The organism is Armatimonadia bacterium, assembly GCA_039679385.1.
In the GTDB taxonomy this organism is placed as follows: Bacteria; Armatimonadota; Zipacnadia; order Zipacnadales; family JABUFB01; genus JAJFTQ01.
This window is the reverse complement of record JBDKVB010000100.1, coordinates 19105-34887: the sequence shown is the minus strand read 5'-3', so window position 1 is coordinate 34887 and position 15783 is coordinate 19105. Positions and strand designations below refer to the sequence as shown.

Genomic DNA, 15783 nt, shown 5'->3' with positions numbered 1-15783 from the left:
GAGCAAGTGGACGCGGCGCTCCGACGGCCCAAGCCGCCGGCGTCGCGTCCACTGATCCCCGTTAGGCGGCCACTGCCTCGGCCGGGAGATCCAGCATCAGCCCCCGCCGGCTGATGGTCTTCACGATGGGCTCGGACCCCTCAGGCATCGCGCTCATGAGCTTGCGCGCCAGATTGTGCCGATGATAGTAGATCTGCGCGGGCTCGACCGGGTTGTTCGCGCCCCATAGCTCGTTATACAGCTTGTCGAAGGGCACGCAGCGTTGCGGTTGGTGCGCAAGCAGGGAGAGCAGCTCGAACTCCATCGGGCGTAGGGCTACGACTTGCCCCCGGAAGGACACCTCGTTCGGTCGCCCCGCGTCGATCACCAGAAGTGGCGCATCCACCGCGGCCTCTTGCGTGACCTCCTCCGCACTGGGCGCCGCGACCTCGACCCGCAGCGGTAGTATCTGGGCCAGTTCAGCCAGTGTCGCCGGCGGAAGCAACGCCTCCAGGGCACCGGGTGTCGCGGCTGCAAGATCGTCTCGGGTGGTAATCCCCGCCCCGGCAAGGCCCAGCACGTGGTCCCGCTGCAGCGACGGGATATGGAGCCTGTGCAGCGGAAGACAGACCGGCGGCAGTGTTGCCGTCAGCGACTCGCCGAGTTCCTGCAGTCGGTCCACGTCGTCGGGGTCGCCACCCCGTTCCTCAACCATTCGCGCCAGGCACTGCACCAGCCAGCCGATAGTCTCGCCGACAATCGCCGCTCGCCCGGAGTGCAGGCCGGTGCGCAGCTCGAGATCGGCCGTGGTCTCCTCGCGCGACCAATCCAGGGCGGTAAGTGTGATGCGAGCCGCCGTCTCGCGTTCGGCCGCCCTCAACGGCCCACTCCACAGCAGCGCGCGGGTTCGTTCGGACCAGCCACAGTCCGAGTGCCCCCGAGCCTCGAGCAGCCGCATCCAGTGCCCCTCGCTGCGATCGCGGGGGAGAGGTATCGCACGGGCCTCCGCCGACAGCGCAGCCATGACCACCGCCTCGAGGTCGCTGGGAGCATCGTGGAGGCTCTCCAGCGCGGCGGTCATGGAGGCCACGGTCGCGAGCGACAGACCACAGGTGGCCGCCAACTGACCGGCGCCGGTGAGCGCAACGCGGTCGCCGAAGGGCGAGCGCAGGATCAACCCGGCCTTCTCAGCACGCTCAAGGGCCTGGGCTTCCTCGGCCGTGTCACCAGCCGCCGAAGGAGTGGGAGTGAGCAGGTGGAGCGGCTCGCCGTCGAGCCCCTCAGCCGCCGTGCGCAGGAGTAGGCGCTGCACCGCCGGCAGGCGCTGGAACTGACCGCTGACCGGTTCCGGCGGCGCCTCAACGTAGCGGCGAAACAGCCCGTCTTCGGTGAACCCGGCTTCGCCCACCAGGAGCGCACGGCCATACTCGTCGCCGAAGCCCAGCCGCCCGGCGCGTCCTGCCATGTTCTCAAACTCCGCCTGTGTCAGGGGCCCGAGTGAGGGCTGACCACCGGGGAGGCTGCGCCACTTCAGGGGTTCAACGATCACGTTCCGGGCGGGGAGGTTCAAGCCGACGGCCAGCGTGCTGGTCGCGAACAGGCAGCGCAAGTCGCCCGAGGCGAAGGCCGCCTCAACCAGGTGCCGCTCGGACAGATGCAGGTCCGCATTGTGGAAGCCGACGCCGCTGGCCATGAGCTCCGTCAGGGCCCGTGCTGCCTGGGTCGGCGGAAGGTCCCTGGCCGCCTCCAGCGACTGCCCGGTGGGTCGATCGAGGTCTGGCGCCTCTGCTCTCTCCATCTGCTCAGCAGCCATGCGGGCTGCTCGGACGGTGCTCGCCCTGTCGCGCAGGAACACCAGTGTCGGCTCATCGCGGAGCGCTAGCTCGGCTGCAAGGCGGACAGTAGCCTCGAGCTCCGAGGCGTCCTCCGGCAATTGCACCTCAATCGGCTCTTCGCCGCGGGACTGCGAGTTATGCTCCAGGTAGCTGAAGGCGCCATCGCGCCATACCCCCTTGCGCATCGGCACCGGACGGCGGTTCTCCTCAACGAGACGCGCCCCGAGCCAGTCTGCCAGCTCCCTCGGATTGCCCAGCACTGCCGACAGCCCCACGATCTGGGCACGGCCGACTGCTGCGAAGCGCGCCAGCAGCAGCTCCAGACACGGTCCACGATCCTCGTCGCCAAGCATCTGCAGCTCATCAACCACCAGCGCCCCCACCGTCTGCAGTAGCGAGGAAGAGGCCATCAGCATCGCCCAGAGCTTCTCCGGAACCGTGACGGCGATGTCGAACTCGCCCCGCAGGATCTGCCGGTCGGACTGCCGCCGCTCCTGCGTCGAGATCAGCACCCGCATCCCCAGGGGTGCGTAGAGCCGACTGAACTGCCGGTGCACTGCCTCCGCCAGTGCACGCGTCGGACACAGGTAGAACGCCCGCCTGCCCTGACTGGCGGCATGAGTCGCCGCCATCTCCGCGATGAGCGTCTTGCCGCAGCCCGTCGGACCACTGCCCACCACGCTTTTGCCCGTGAGTACTTGCCCATCGAGTACTGCCTTCTCCTGGATCGGTAAGAGGTCTTCGTTGTAGTGCTGCGTCCAAACCGCCAGGAGATCCGGATGTGCCCCGTAGGCCTCCAAAGAAGCCATTCTCATTCGGATCCCCCCGTTTAGTTGTTTGTCGAACAGATATTCTAATCACTTCGAGACCTCTGTCAAGCACTTCCGTCAGAACACGTCACCCCGCGAGGCAGCGAAGCCGTTCAGGAGCCCCTGTGACAGCAATCCAGCTATCTCGTTACGGCAGGAGTGGTTTCGCAACCCCCGATTCAGGTATAATGTCTCTGCAGCCCACGTGCAGTGGGTGTGTCGGCTGTGCATTACGTTGTCCACAGCATTGCTGCCCGAGGTGCTCACGATGATGATCCAGACCATGTCAGTTCTGGTGACGCAGATTTTGGCGGTGATGGTGTCCCTGGGGACGGGCACAAACTACTCCGCCGTCCAGACCATCTCTGTGGGCACCTTTGCCCCCTCGAATCAGCCCAACTTCCTGATTGGCTCCATCTCCCTGTCCCGCGTGCGCGTTTCCGATCCCCACTATAAGTTTGACGGCTGGAAGTGGTCGGCGCCGAACTCCAGTGGGACAGGAACACCCGTCAGGGGCTCCAACGAGACCTACAAAGACGGCACCGCCAAGATCACCCTTGCCGGCGGCCTTCAGAGCGTGAGCTGGGAAGTCAGCGTCATCACCCCGGACAACGTCGAGCACTCACTGGGCACCGGGACAGTCACCAAGAGCACTCCGCCCATGACTGGGGCCATGTACCAGTGGAATACGGTCGCCATCTCCGGGGAGAGCAGTCCCCTGATCGCCCCGAACGGTACGGCCCTGCCGGCCTATGTCCGCAATGACCAGACGACCATCTACTACGGGCCGACCGGGAACAATACCGTCACCTACAACTGGAGCGCCCTCAACCAGTGGACGAAGGAAAGCACCCAGAACGGCGGCGAGGGCTTCGCCGATCCCTTCGTGGTGAATGGCGCTCTCCTGGGGCCGACCTGGTCGGGCTATCCAGCGGTGCCCAGCATGCCTTACAAGCTCCAGTGGCGCATCTTCAAGATGTTCTAGCTCGAACTGATAGACAAGCGGACGTCCTGATTGGGACTCGCACCGTGACCCCTGCGCGGCATCCTGGCAGGGGTCATCTGCTGACTCCGAACCCCCGCGTTCGCTCCTCCGAGGTGTGCTTGCCCGATGGACCTACAGCGTTTGACCGTGCTTGAGCTCGCACCCGCCGCCGATGAGTTGTGGGAGATGGACCAGGACCCGCAGAAGGGCTACCTGTGGCACAAAGACGGAGCTGTCGTCTTTCCGGATGTCGCGAGCGGGGCCAAGCTGCGACCCCGGGTCACGGCAGCCTACGCCAGCGGCAAGGCGACCAACATCGCGCGCGTCTTCGACGCCTTCCTTCGACCTCAGGCAACGACGCCGCTGTCACGTCAGGCTCAGAAGGCCCTTGCAGCCGATCTGGTCACCTTCCTGCCGCAGCAGTCGGACGGCTACCGTCGCCCCGAGGTCCCAGGCCCGGTACTGTCACAGTTCACGCCCGGCGGCGCTTACATGGCTTGCCTGCAGGCCCGTGACCTGCACGCCGTCGACCTGCACTTTGCCGGACTGCCGCCGACAGGTGAGACCCAGGTTGACCGTCGCTGCGCCAACCTCCGCGGCTCTCAGGGCGGCGAGATGATCAACTTCAGCCCGTATCTGTACTGGGAGCCCTCCTGCGTCGAGGCGGTCCTGCACTACCTGGCTACGGCGTCCCTGGGCAAGGTCCTCGGACTTGCGGGCAGTCTCCCGCTCGTGCAGTCTCAGCCCGATCCGTCGCTCTACGCCTCAATCATCTCGGCAGCTCGGGCCGTAAACCCGCAGCTCCTGGTTTCGCTGGACGTCGGCGGCGCTCCCCTTCAGGCGTGCCTCGAAGCAGGTCCCGAGGCAAGACCCGATGTGGTCTGCGTGAACGCCGACGAGTACCGCGCCATCCCGCAGGACTGGCGGCAGCGCTTCACAGGTGTCGCTGTGGTCCATGACCGTCAGGGATGCTGGATTCTGCGGGGAGAGACTTCGGAGGTCTCGCTGCAGCGCCGGCCCGACGTGCTGACGGCTCCCGATGCCGAGGTCGTCCACACCATCTGCGCCGGCGATGCCGCTCACGGAGGTCTGCTTCTGGGTCTGATGCTCTACGGCACGACACCCGAGGGCCTGGTCACTGCGGTGAGACTGAGCCAGGCCTGCGCCCTGACTGTAGTGGAAAGCGAGCACAGTATCCGTGGACTGACGGCGGAGGCCGTTGAGCGCAACCTGCCACGTATCCGCACATGAGGGCGGGAGCCTTCGCGGATCGCATATCTCGAGTCACGGAAAGCCCGGCGGAAGTCTCCGCCGGGCTTTTGCTTGCAGTTTGGCTGGCAACGCCGCTCTGGCCTAGGGCCAGAAGGCATAGGTGTTCACGCGGGTGAACATCGAGTAGATCGTCCACAGCGCTCCCGTCATGACGTCGCCGAGGATCAGACCGAAGGCCGCCGGAGCCAGGGACCGCACGCCCTTGATCCCACCGTAGCGGCTGACGAGGGACTTGACGGTCCAGGCCAACAGCATCGGCATCCACATGTGCGCCATGTACCAGGTGGTTGAGATTGCGTACCCGGCCGGATGGATCGGCCACCATACCCAGGTGGTCCGGACTACCATCAGCCCAAAGTAGAACACGAAACCAACCAGCGTCGCACCGGTGCGCCACCAATTGAAGCCCTCCGGCTGGCGTGCCCATCCCGAGAGCTGGTTCCAGGCCTCCTGCGAGGACCACGGCATCCACTTGGCCCAGTCGGCACCGAGACCGCACTGGTACCCCAGGTGCAGGTTCCAGAAGTAGGCAAAGAAGGTGCCGATCGGAACGAAGGCCATGCACGCCAGCAGCAGCTTCTTGCTATCGGCGCCAAGCCGCTCGGTCAGATACAGCCCCTCGAACATGTGCGGGTAAGGGATGTTGCGCATGCCCCGGGTGAAGCCGAAGAACACCGACAGCGAGGTGATGTTCTGCATCCCGAGGATCTTCACACCCAGGATGTTGCCCTGCATCACCGTCGGCCCGAGACGTTCGATCTCGTGGGTCGGAAGGCCCATCTCCGCCCGGACGCGTCCCACCATCATGGTCATCAGGTAGTACTGCACGAAGAACGCGGCTGACACCCACCAGGCCATCTTGATCGAGATCCCGGCCGCGATGCAGTACACAAGCCCGGCCAGGAAGATCAGGAAGGCCGCCCGGTAGCGCAGGGGCTCCTTCTCGTCATAGGAGGAAGGCGTCCGTGAGGTGATGCACTGCCAAACCTCCTTGAAGTGCCCGCGAGCCGCCCAGAGCGCAAACCCGATCAAGGCCAGGTAGCCGCCGAAGGATTGCTCCTTCATGAACGGATACTCGCGAACTCCGCTGACGCCCGTCCAGGCCGCGAAGATCGCTTCGCCCTTCCAGAGGAGGTAGAAGAGCCACAGCGACAGGCTCAGCTCCTGGGGCAGCAGCAGCCCCAGCCCGGTGATGAAGGGATAGAAGCAAGCGTGGAAACGTCCGACGGCATCCCACGGGCGACCGACGAAGAACTTGGACAGGTTGAGCATCTCGCTCTGCCCGATCTTCACCGGAATCACCGGGATCGACGGGAAGAAGACGTTGAGCCCGTTGATGATGTTGATGAGAGCTGCGGCGCCGAAAGCAATCCAGAACACCGGGGTCCGCAGCCCCGAAGGGGATGTGCGGCTAAGCTCGAAGGGAAGCTGCACGATCGGGAAGCTCATGCGCTCCCGTTCGACCCATCGCTTGCGGAACAACACAGCCAGCCCGGCCGGCGCGCCCCACATGAAGGTGAACAGCAGCCACCAGCGCAGGATCACGGGTCCCCAGACGCGGTAGTTACGCGCGTCAAAGATGGAGCTGTCGCCGCGCCACAGCCGCTCCAGGGCGGGCATGTCGTTCACGGTCATGCTCAGCGGCATGTACTTGCCGAACAGGTCCTCCCACTTGTTCTCGGGAGTGGCGAAGTAGGCGTAGCCCTGCATGGTGCCCCAGCTGGTCTTCAGCGTGTCAAGGCCGCTGGCACAGGTCGAGACCGAGATCAGGATGAAGAAGCAAAGGAGCTCGGCCGGGGAGAAGGCGTAGCGTGGGGCCCACTTGTGCAGCACGCCGTTGATGAGACGGAACATCACCAGGAGGAACAGGCAGTTCCAGAACAGAGAGACGACCGTCGGGTCCTCGATCCCCCGTCGGTGCAGGTCGGCCATGAAGTAGGCGTTGACCGGCGCCACGACCAGAGAGATAAGGAGAATCCGCAGCGTTACGCCGCGACGACGGTAGTCCTGATACTCGTGTTTGTCTACTGCAATCTGCTGCATTGGGCCGCGCGGCTTTCCGGGGTAGTGGGGACGAACACACTATTTTGCCGAAAACACGGGACCTTGTCAACCGCTCACGGGTCTTCTCTGGGGCATGTGCTCCTGCCCGGGGTGCATGGCTCCCCAAACCAACAACCGAACTCCGTCCCTGAATCCCGTTTCAGATTCCCAGAACCTTTGGAGTGAAGGGCCGTCTATCTGGGTAGTACTATTGACAATAGTAGTCGACCCCGCTATAATCCGACTGTTCGGCAGGGAAGGAGGTGCACCGTGGTGAAGCTGACGCGCTCCGCGAAAGGCGTTGTCCTGACGGCCCTCACAGCCCTCGTCTCCTTGGGCCCGGTCTTCGCTCAGGACACAACCCTGTGGTACCGCGGTTACTTCGATGGCTCCGTAACGATCCGCTACGGTGGCCCGAACCCGGGATACTACTACCGGCCTTCGCGCCCAACTGCGTACCCCCTCCACGAAGAGCAGTATTCCTATCCGTTGCCCTGCAACGTCTGCGGGGAGTTCCATCCACAGGGCGCCTTCGTTCCGCGGCTAGGGAAGGTCTGCACGGGACGCGGGACGCACCTGGACCTTGACCTCGTCTATCGGCCCCTTGGGCGCCAGTTGCCGGGCCAGTACTTCTACGAGAAGCAGAACCACTACACCTTCCGCTCGCCCATCAACCTTGGGTGGCCGTATATGAAGTACAACCAGCGGACAGAGCCCACGGGGACGATCCAGATGGGCCCTCCAAGGACGAGGCCGTGGACCTGGTAGAAGCCGCTGTCACTGTGCACGTCACCGGCCAACCTTGACAATCGAAGCAACGGCGCAAAGCACCTGCAGCGCTGTTTGGGCCGCCTCGGCGGCCCTCTCTTTGGGATGCAATTACTACATATCGTAGTAATGTTGGGTAGCCTCAGGCAACCAGTCGGGTTCGCCCGGCTCTTGATATCAGGATCACCGCTCAGCAACGAAAGGAGTGGACATGATGACAGTCGCAATCCCACGCAGTGTTGTCGTCGCACCTCTGATCGCGGTGCTTGCCCTCACAATGGCAGCCCCTCGAGCCCATGCAGGTGACGCCGGCAAGATCCTGGGAGCCATCGCAGCCGGGTATGTCGCCTACGAGGTCCTCGACCGTTTGGGGGATATCCGGGACAACGGTCCGCGCTATGGGCCGCCACCACCTGCCTATGGACCGCCGCCACCTGCCTATGGACCACCACCACCTGCCTATGGACCACCACCTGGCCGCCCAGCTCCATACCAGAACTACAACCCGCCTGCGCCCTACCGGGGCTCCGGAGCAAACTACTGGTACAAGGAAGGATACCAGGACGGTTTCCAGGACGGAACTCAGAACGGCGTTAACAAGGGCTACAAGATGGGGTGGCGTGACGGGGAGAACTACGGCTACCAGCGCGGTACCAAGAACGGTTACCGCGTCGGATACGGAGACGGCTACGATGACGGCCATTACGATGGCTACATCCAGGGCTCTCACCGCGGACGACGCTAACCGAACCCTCAGCCGGTGCTCCATGCACCCCTTGCGCACCGGCAAGACTGCGCTCAAGCCCGACTGACCAGGACACAACACAACTGAAAGACTGCTGCCCTCCAGCAGAGCGGATGCCGCCGCCGGAACAACCGGTGAAGACGAGCCGCAGGTCCACAAGGCCTGCGGCTCGTCGGTTCTGGCGGCAGGTCCGCCCTTAGTGCAGCGCGAACTTCAGAGGTATACTGCTTTCCCGAGGTGACGGCATGACTCTTTTCGATCGCTTCAAGCACGCCGCAGAGCAGGTTGTTGACTCCGCCTCACGACAGGGCCAGGTCCTCCAGCTCCAGAGCAAACTGGGGCACGTTCAGGAGGACATCGAGAGACAGTACGCTGAGGCAGGCAAGCGTGTCCGCGAGATGCACCGGGCGCGACAGGTTGCCGACAGCCAACTCCTGGTCATCATGGAGCGGGTTGACGAGCTGGAGAAGGAGATGGAGGGGCTACGCCAGCAGGTACAGGACGTGCAACAGGGCAAGCCGGTGGAGACAGCCGCTCCGGCTCCGGAGAGCGCTGCTACGGTCACGCCGCCGCAGGTTGTGACGGCGTCTCCGTCCCAGGCTCCCGCACCCGAGGGCGCGCCACCGACCACTCCGACGGCAATCCCGGTCCATCAGCCGCCCGTCGCTGCACCACCTGCGGAGCCCGAGAAGGTCCTGTGCCCCGAGTGCGGCGCACAGGTGGCCGCCAAGGCGCGTTTCTGCCCGGAGTGCGGTGAGAAGCTGGCTGAGAGCTAGTCGGCCACTGCGCACCCGATAGCCGGTGCTTGTACCAGACAGGGCCGTGGATAAGCTCGCCCTGAGGCGCCTGCCACGGCCCTGTGGAATGATACCCGTCAGTTGGCTCCGCAGACCCGAGACGTCCTGCTCGGGCTAGCCTGCAAGCCTGCTGCGACGCACGCCTCGTGCCCGGTCGAGGTAGTCGAGCCACGGCTCCAGCTCGAACTCCTGGATCAGGTCCTCAACGGTAACGCCCTCCATCTTGCTGGCCAGCGTGAAGTGTGCCTCCGGGTAGTGGACCTCGATCTCCACGCCCGGCCCGTACTTTCTGATCATGTCGGCGAACTTGTTCTGGTTGGTGTCGAGGTGGAAGAGCATCCGGTCCATGTTGATCTGGGCCGTTGCGATGGGGGGGAGGAACCCGGCCCGCACCTGGTTGATCTCGTACCCGGTCTCTGCCAGCACACGACCACCCATGTCGACGATGTAGCTGCGCGCGGGGACCGACGAGACCATGTACATCCCGAAGTCCCGTGCCCAGTGCGACAGCCGGTCGCCGCCGATGAACATGGAGGAGAACACACAGAGGCGGCACCGCTTGGCGGCCAAGCTCTGGCCGACCTCGATGAACTTCAGGTCGAAGCAGATGGCCGCACCGGTGGGGCCGAAGTCCAGGTCAAAGACGTACGCGTCCTCGCCCGGCACGGTCCCCTTGTCCATTTCCCCGATGGTTGGCTGGTACTTGTAGTACTGACCGACGACCTGCCCGTCACGCCCCAGGAACACGGAAGCATTGCGCATCTTGCCGTCGATCAGCGCGGGGAGGTTGCAGACGATGTACATGTTGTGCTTGCGCGCGATCTCGCCACAGAGCTCAGTGGTGGGACCGGGGACCGGCTGCGCCTGCTCAGAGGAGTCTGTGCCGTTGTACACGTTGCAGAACTCGGTGAGTGCGACCAGGTCCGGCTTGGCGCGAGCGGCTTCCTCCAGCAGCTCACTCAGCCGGGCGTGGACCTCCTCAAGCGACTTGAGGCCCGCCGAGCCACCGGACCACGCAATCGTCGAGACACGAATCAACTTCGCCATCGAGAGCACCTCTCAGCGTGGAAGGCGGTCTGGCCCTGACCGGCCCCGACCCTTCCGGACACGAGGATAGGCTGCATGCCGACGCAGTTCCCTGGGAACCTGCACACTTCGGCACACGCACTTCCGCGCAGAGGTCTCCGATTCCTGCCTAGGCTGGGGAAGGGGAGGCGAAGTTACCCTTGAGGCGCCGGACGTGTCTTGCACTTGATCGCGTGCTGCACGGCCATCTTCAGCTCGATGGCCGTGACTTGGCCGCCGAGGAACTCGTTCTGCAGCAGCTTGTTGAGTGCCGCGAAGACCTCGGTGTTGGACTTGCCCTCTCCCATCCAGGTGTCGACCTGGTGGTTAAGTGCTTCTTGGCGTTTCTCGGGGATCTGCAAGACGTGGTCGTGGATGACTTTGAGGGCCTCGCGTCCGTCGCGGGTCTCGACGCTGCCGCCGAGGGACGAGTCCAGGTAGGTGAAGATCCCATCCTTGTTGTTGTAGGAGATGTTCAGCTGGGTCGTCGAGCCGCCCGGCGTCTCATAGATGATCGCGATGTTGGTGGTTTCGTCGCCTTCGCGCTTCCATGTGGAGTACTCATGGCGAAGGTTCCCATACCCTTTGCGCCGCTCGAGCGGCGATTGGTATGTGGAGAGGATCTTGTCGAGCTCCTTCTGGAGCCACTCAATTCCGTACTCGGACTGCTCCGGCAAGGAACCGTCCTCCAAAGTCGGCATATCGGTAGACGAAATCGATTCTACCACGCACGAACGCCTCCCGCAACCCTGCTTAAGTGCGATCTGTCCCAGGCCCTGAACTCCTGGGCACCGCACCCAGGGCCAATCTCGCTCACGCGTATTGCGCGACACTCGCGAAGCGGCGCGGTTCTTTGCCGGGCTCAAGCCCGGTCACGATCCTGGCTACTGGTTCGGACCCGCCTGCGTGCCCCGCAGCAGGCCCACTTCGACTTTGGTGGCCTGGCCGTGGATTACCGGCACCCGAGCCGACCACGGCAGGTACCCCTCCAGCGTCAGGGAGATCAAGCGCTTACCCACCGGCACGTCCTCGAGGGTCAAGGGCGTTACCCCGACGTCGCGACCATCCAGCAGAACCCTCGCTCCGGCCGGCACGCTCAAGCACACGATCTTGCCTTCAGCCCGGCTCAGCGCCTCCTGAACCGCAGTGGTCTGCTGGTCGGACACTTCCACCGTCTTGGCAACAGGCAGGAACCCATCCAGGGCGAGGTTGAGCTGATGCTGACCGATCCCAAGTCCGGTCAGGGCCAGCGGACTCTTGCCCTTTTCGACCCCATCCAGTGTCACCACTGCCCCCGGCGGAGTGGTCTCGACGCGCAGGTTCCCTGCCAACTGACGCAACCTGAACCGGAAGGTCTGTGCGTCCTGCTCTGGGGTCACGCGCAGCTCCTGCTTCTCCACCGAGTAGCCGGAAAGCAGCAGTTGCAGCTCGTGGACACCCGCTTGAACCTCCTGAAGCTCCACCGGGCTCACCCCGACTTCCTGTCCGTCGACAGACACCCTGGCACCTGCTGGATCGGAGGCGATCAGCACGCGCTTGAGGTCCTTCTGGAAGCTCAGGTTGAGCGCGGTCGGCTTCTGGCGACGCACCGTCACCGCCTGCTGCAGAGGCTTGTAGCCCTCGAGGCTCAGTATGAGGCGGTGATCGCCGGCCGTGATCTCCTCTAGCTTAAGCGGGGTGGTGCCGATCGGGTTCCCGTCTAGCGTTGCGCTTGCACCGGCCGGTGCTGTCGCCACCTGCAGAGACCCAGAGGGCGCAAGCTCCTTCACTGCCAGGCTTACCGCGATTGCGTCTGTCGCAGCCGCCGTCACCTCGACGCCGGCCGGCTGGCAGTCCTTCCGCAGCACCTGCACGGTGCTCTTCACGCCCGGCGCAAGCGTCAGCGACACCGGAGTCAGCCCTGCCACCTTGCCCGCCACGAGCACCACTGCCTCGCCCGACTCGCAGTCCACGATCATGCCCGGCAGACTCAGCCCCTGCTGCTTTGAGCCGGGGAGTGGGGGAAGTCCGACAAGCTGCCCGGCGTTCACTCGCAGCCCCGGCGTAACGACGGTTGCGGCGATCGCGTGGTCATCCGACGCCGCTGCCGTGCGAAGCCGACCCTTCAGCGGCCCCGGTCGGAGGTCTTGTCGAGCCAGTGCCTGGCTGCGAGCGGTCGCATCGCCACCGGCATGGTAGATCACCGCATCATATACACCATACTCGGTGTTCGGCGCCAGTACTCTCCCGCCAAGCGGGAAGAGCTGAATCGTTGATCCCTCGGGGCTCTCAATCACCGACAGCACGCGTCCAAGCGCCGGCAGAAGCTCCAGCGTCGCCGTGAAGAGGTCCGCAGTCGGGTCTGTACCGGCGGCCAGAGGCAGGGCCCCACCGGGGAGCACCTGGCCCTCAAGGGTGAGAGTCTCTACCACGTGAAGCTGTGCAAAGATCCCGCTCGTGGGCAAGGGGTCGTCCACGAGGCTGCCGACGTCGCCCACAAGCCGACCATAGACCACTGCGTCGACGCCGAGCTTGTCACCAAGGGCCCGCGCCACTCCCGGCTTCAGCGCCAGCAAGTCGGCCTCAGCAGCCGCCACTGCCCGGTCCACTTCCGCGCCGCTCACAATCTGGAGTTGCGCATGACCGGCGAGGGCTGCCCGGAGGCTGTTCGTGATCTGCTGTGCCAGGGCCGCATCTGCACCGATCGCCCGGAAGGGGGCCACGGCAACGCGCAACTGTGGCGCATCCAGGCCTGGTCGTGGGGCCTCCTGAGCCGACGCCGAGACCAGGACCGCTAGCAGGAGCAGGCCCACCAGCCCGCACCTTCCTGGATTGCCGATTCCTGATAGAGCCAACACCTTCACCGCTTTCCTAGCATACCTTCCCGTCAACCGCCGCTCCCTCCATGTCTCAGCGGCGCCGGTCGGCGGTCCGTCCCTTCTACTCGCAGACCCGCTATCGGCCGCCGGTCGCATCCTTGAGCAGCCGCTCCATCTGACCCTGGGTTCCGCCACCGGTTGAGCCTGCGCCCTGCGAGGGCGACGGTGTACTCGGGGTCGGTGCTGCGCCTGAGCCGCTCGGCGCCGGGGCCTCAAGGAAGGGGCTCACCGTGGTCTCCCGGAAGCCCGGCAGTGCGATGTTCGCAACTCCGATGCCCTGGCCGCTCATGTGCGAATGTGCGGTCACTTGCTGACGGACCCACTGCCCACTGCCGCGGTCTGGCTCCGTGTCCTTGGCAAACAGAACATACGTACCCGGACGCGGCCCGTTGAAAACGTAGGTGCCGTTCTCGTCGGTCTTGCTCTCGTAGAGTCGGGTCTTGCCGTCCGCGGCGCACAGCAGCACCGGGATCCCCGGCACCGGGACTTCCTTCTGCCCGGTCATCATCCCCGCCGTGATCTGGCTGATGGTCCGCGTCGCCTTCCCCGAGACCACGCCGGTGTTCAGAAAGGCGCCGACACACATCCCGGCTCCTGCAAGCAGCAGGACACCGGTCGCATGGAAACCCGTGCCCGGCAGCAGCGTACCCAGACCGACGCCTGCGAGTCCGGCCACCAGGGCCAGCGCTGCCATGCCGCCCAGCGTTGCGCCGCCCATCGGAAGCAGGTGCGCCTGGGTGTAGAACAACCCGGCGGCGAGCCCGAAGACCAAGGTCACCACGGCCGCCGCCAGGCCACCACGCCAACGGCCGAAGGAACCACCCACGTACCCCATGGTCAGGAAGACCAGTGCATGACTCGCCCAGATGCCCGTCGCAAAACGCGTCAGCCTGGCGGCCGGCAGAACGTAGGGGCCGGCCAGCGCCGTGAGGTATCGGACCGTAACCAGTAGGGTGACTGCCCCGATGACCGCCGGAACGACCAGTGCCATGTCGGTCCGGCCTTCCTCTTGCGACTGAACCGAGCGAGCCATGGCAGTCAGCGCTCCCTTCCAACACCATATACGCACCGCGTCACCGTCTAGCGAGACCAGGGCCTGGGCCAGGCCCCTAGATCCCCGAATGAACGCCGCTCAGAAGACTGCGCAGGCCCGTGAGCGACCCACGCAACTTCCGACCCAGAGCCCGACCGTCCACTCCCCACTGGCCTGCGGGGAGCGCCCAGTCGCCGCGGCAGAGCGTCAACAGCCCGACCTCAGGGGGACAGCGGAACCGAATCACGGGCTCGACCACGCCGACGCCACGGCTCACCACCATCCGCGTGCCGTGACAGTCGAAGAGGCCCCAGGCATAGCGCGGACCGTACTTGGTCGGCACGACCGGTGGGCCCACCAGCGGCAGATTCACCTGGCCGCCGTGAGTATGGCCTGCGAGCACCAGGTCGATCGACAACTGTGCCGCTGCGTCGGCAATCTCCGGCGAGTGAGCCAGTAGCAGCCGGAAATCCTCGTGCGGCACGCCCTTCAGCGCCCGGTCGAAATCATGGCGCTCCGTGCACGGGTCATCGACGCCGACCACCCAGGCGTCCTTGTGCCCCGCCAGCCGCCTGGAGGTGTTGGTCAGTACCTCGATGCCGCAGTCCTCCAGGCCATCGGTGATGTACTTGGCACGATCGCAGAAATCGTCGTGGTTGCCCAGGCACGCATAGACGCCCAGAGGGGCATGGAGTCGCGACAGAGCCGGTTGCACATGCTCCAGGTTCTTCCAGTTGTACGAGACGAAGTCGCCGGTCAGAGCGATCAGGTCCGGCTTAGCCGCCTGAGCCATCTCCAGAGCCTGGATCACGAAGCTCGCCGGCACGTCGTCCCCGACATGGAAATCCGACAGGTGTGCGACACGCACCCCATCAAGGGAGTGGGGGAGACGCGGTACCGGCACCCGCCAACAGGTCAGGCGCAGGTCCCAGGTATCCTGCCCTTCGCCACAGCACACTCCAGCGGCGGCAAGGCTGGCCACTCCGCCGCCAAGCAGCGCCAGGAAGCGTCGCCTGTGCATCAGCGGACCCCTCCGCGCCGGTAGTCGTGATAGAGCGTCTGCCAGAACACCACCGCCGACACCATGAAGATCGCCGCAGGCGCCAGGCTGTCGGCCATACGGGCCAGAAGTGGTGTCGCCATGATATTGTGCCACGCCAGGAAGTAGGCATAGGCAGCAGTGCCAATGGCCACAGTGAAGGCCATCCACACAGCCAGCAGCTTCGGCGACGGAGCCAGCCATCGACCGTCTCGGCCCCGTAGTGCCTCCTTGCCATGCGTGTAGTGCAGGAAATCGTGGAAGATCATGCCCTCGTCAGGCGGATAGAAGTACCGCCGGTTCCTCATGTAGTAGATGAACAGGGACACGGAGAGCAGCACGCCGAAGAGCTTGATGCCCAGCAGCGCTCCCCAGCCGCCGAGACCCCTGGACACCAGGAGCAGGTAGCCCGGCCCGACTTCCCTCGACAGGTCGGGCGTGCGCAGGTAGGTGCTGAGGATGTCGCAGGCGTGAGCGAACACGATGAGCAGCAGCCCCACCGACAACTCCCTCCACTTCGAGGGACCTGAGATCGTCTCGGTGGCCGCCGGTGAC

General features: G+C 64.8%; 13 protein-coding genes. 5 read left to right on the top strand and 8 right to left on the bottom strand.

What is annotated here, in order from left to right; translation table 11 throughout:
- Nucleotides 1-61: 61 nt before the first annotated feature.
- A complete protein-coding gene (locus tag ABFE16_11925; GenBank protein MEN6345997.1) occupies nt 62-2629 on the bottom strand; it encodes a DEAD/DEAH box helicase in 2568 nt (855 codons plus the stop codon).
- A gap of 262 nt (nt 2630-2891) precedes the next feature.
- Between ABFE16_11925 and ABFE16_11920 the strand changes: the two genes are divergently transcribed.
- Complete coding sequence (locus ABFE16_11920) at nt 2892-3608, top strand: hypothetical protein (protein MEN6345996.1); 717 nt, start codon at nt 2892-2894, stop codon at nt 3606-3608.
- A gap of 126 nt (nt 3609-3734) precedes the next feature.
- On the top strand, nt 3735-4859 hold the full coding sequence (locus ABFE16_11915; GenBank protein MEN6345995.1) for a PfkB family carbohydrate kinase: 1125 nt from the start codon (nt 3735-3737) through the stop codon (nt 4857-4859).
- 102 nt (nt 4860-4961) lie between these two features.
- On the opposite strand, the gene ABFE16_11910 is transcribed toward ABFE16_11915, so the two are convergent.
- Nucleotides 4962-6923, bottom strand: a complete 1962-nt coding sequence (locus ABFE16_11910; GenBank protein ID MEN6345994.1) for a DUF6785 family protein — start codon at nt 6921-6923, stop codon at nt 4962-4964.
- Between the two features lie 270 nt (nt 6924-7193).
- On the opposite strand from ABFE16_11910, the gene ABFE16_11905 reads away from it, so the two are divergent.
- The 3 genes from ABFE16_11905 (at nt 7194) to ABFE16_11895 (ending at nt 9212) form a co-directional block, all read left to right on the top strand.
- A complete protein-coding gene (locus tag ABFE16_11905) occupies nt 7194-7691 on the top strand; it encodes a hypothetical protein (protein MEN6345993.1) in 498 nt (165 codons plus the stop codon).
- 211 nt (nt 7692-7902) lie between these two features.
- Nucleotides 7903-8436, top strand: coding sequence for a hypothetical protein (locus ABFE16_11900; protein ID MEN6345992.1), 534 nt, complete (start codon nt 7903-7905; stop codon nt 8434-8436).
- Nucleotides 8437-8681: 245 nt separating this feature from the next.
- Nucleotides 8682-9212 (top strand): zinc-ribbon domain-containing protein, encoded by a 531-nt coding sequence (locus tag ABFE16_11895; GenBank protein MEN6345991.1) that lies wholly within the window; start codon nt 8682-8684, stop codon nt 9210-9212.
- Between the two features lie 135 nt (nt 9213-9347).
- Here the strand turns inward: ABFE16_11895 and ABFE16_11890 are convergent, their stop codons facing one another.
- The 6 genes from ABFE16_11890 to ABFE16_11865 form a co-directional block, all read right to left on the bottom strand.
- Nucleotides 9348-10280 carry a carbon-nitrogen hydrolase family protein gene (locus ABFE16_11890; GenBank protein MEN6345990.1) on the bottom strand — a complete coding sequence of 311 codons (933 nt, stop codon included), beginning with the start codon at nt 10278-10280 and terminating at the stop codon, nt 9348-9350.
- A 173-nt stretch (nt 10281-10453) separates the two neighbouring features.
- Nucleotides 10454-11026, bottom strand: a complete 573-nt coding sequence (locus ABFE16_11885) for a hypothetical protein (GenBank protein MEN6345989.1) — start codon at nt 11024-11026, stop codon at nt 10454-10456.
- Nucleotides 11027-11182: 156 nt separating this feature from the next.
- On the bottom strand, nt 11183-13090 hold the full coding sequence (locus ABFE16_11880) for a PEGA domain-containing protein (protein ID MEN6345988.1): 1908 nt from the start codon (nt 13088-13090) through the stop codon (nt 11183-11185).
- 142 nt (nt 13091-13232) lie between these two features.
- Nucleotides 13233-14189, bottom strand: coding sequence for a hypothetical protein (locus tag ABFE16_11875; GenBank protein ID MEN6345987.1), 957 nt, complete (start codon nt 14187-14189; stop codon nt 13233-13235).
- A gap of 76 nt (nt 14190-14265) precedes the next feature.
- Nucleotides 14266-15210, bottom strand: a complete 945-nt coding sequence (locus tag ABFE16_11870; GenBank protein MEN6345986.1) for a metallophosphoesterase — start codon at nt 15208-15210, stop codon at nt 14266-14268.
- Nucleotides 15210-15728: a hypothetical protein gene (locus tag ABFE16_11865; GenBank protein ID MEN6345985.1), complete on the bottom strand. Its 519-nt coding sequence runs from the start codon at nt 15726-15728 to the stop codon at nt 15210-15212. The genes ABFE16_11870 and ABFE16_11865 overlap by 1 nt, the downstream gene beginning before the upstream one ends.
- Between the last annotated feature and the right edge of the window lie 55 nt (nt 15729-15783).

Excerpts from the sequence above, each read along its gene's own strand:
- ABFE16_11925 (MEN6345997.1), bottom strand. The coding sequence starts at position 2,629 with ATGAGAATGGCTTCTTTGGAGGCCTACGGGGCACATCCGGATCTCCTG.
- ABFE16_11920 (MEN6345996.1), top strand. The coding sequence starts at position 2,892 with ATGATGATCCAGACCATGTCAGTTCTGGTGACGCAGATTTTGGCGGTG.
- ABFE16_11915 (MEN6345995.1), top strand. The coding sequence starts at position 3,735 with ATGGACCTACAGCGTTTGACCGTGCTTGAGCTCGCACCCGCCGCCGAT.
- ABFE16_11910 (MEN6345994.1), bottom strand. The coding sequence starts at position 6,923 with ATGCAGCAGATTGCAGTAGACAAACACGAGTATCAGGACTACCGTCGT.
- ABFE16_11900 (MEN6345992.1), top strand. The coding sequence starts at position 7,903 with ATGATGACAGTCGCAATCCCACGCAGTGTTGTCGTCGCACCTCTGATC.
- ABFE16_11895 (MEN6345991.1), top strand. The coding sequence starts at position 8,682 with ATGACTCTTTTCGATCGCTTCAAGCACGCCGCAGAGCAGGTTGTTGAC.
- ABFE16_11890 (MEN6345990.1), bottom strand. The coding sequence starts at position 10,280 with ATGGCGAAGTTGATTCGTGTCTCGACGATTGCGTGGTCCGGTGGCTCG.
- ABFE16_11875 (MEN6345987.1), bottom strand. The coding sequence starts at position 14,189 with ATGGCTCGCTCGGTTCAGTCGCAAGAGGAAGGCCGGACCGACATGGCA.
- ABFE16_11870 (MEN6345986.1), bottom strand. The coding sequence starts at position 15,210 with ATGCACAGGCGACGCTTCCTGGCGCTGCTTGGCGGCGGAGTGGCCAGC.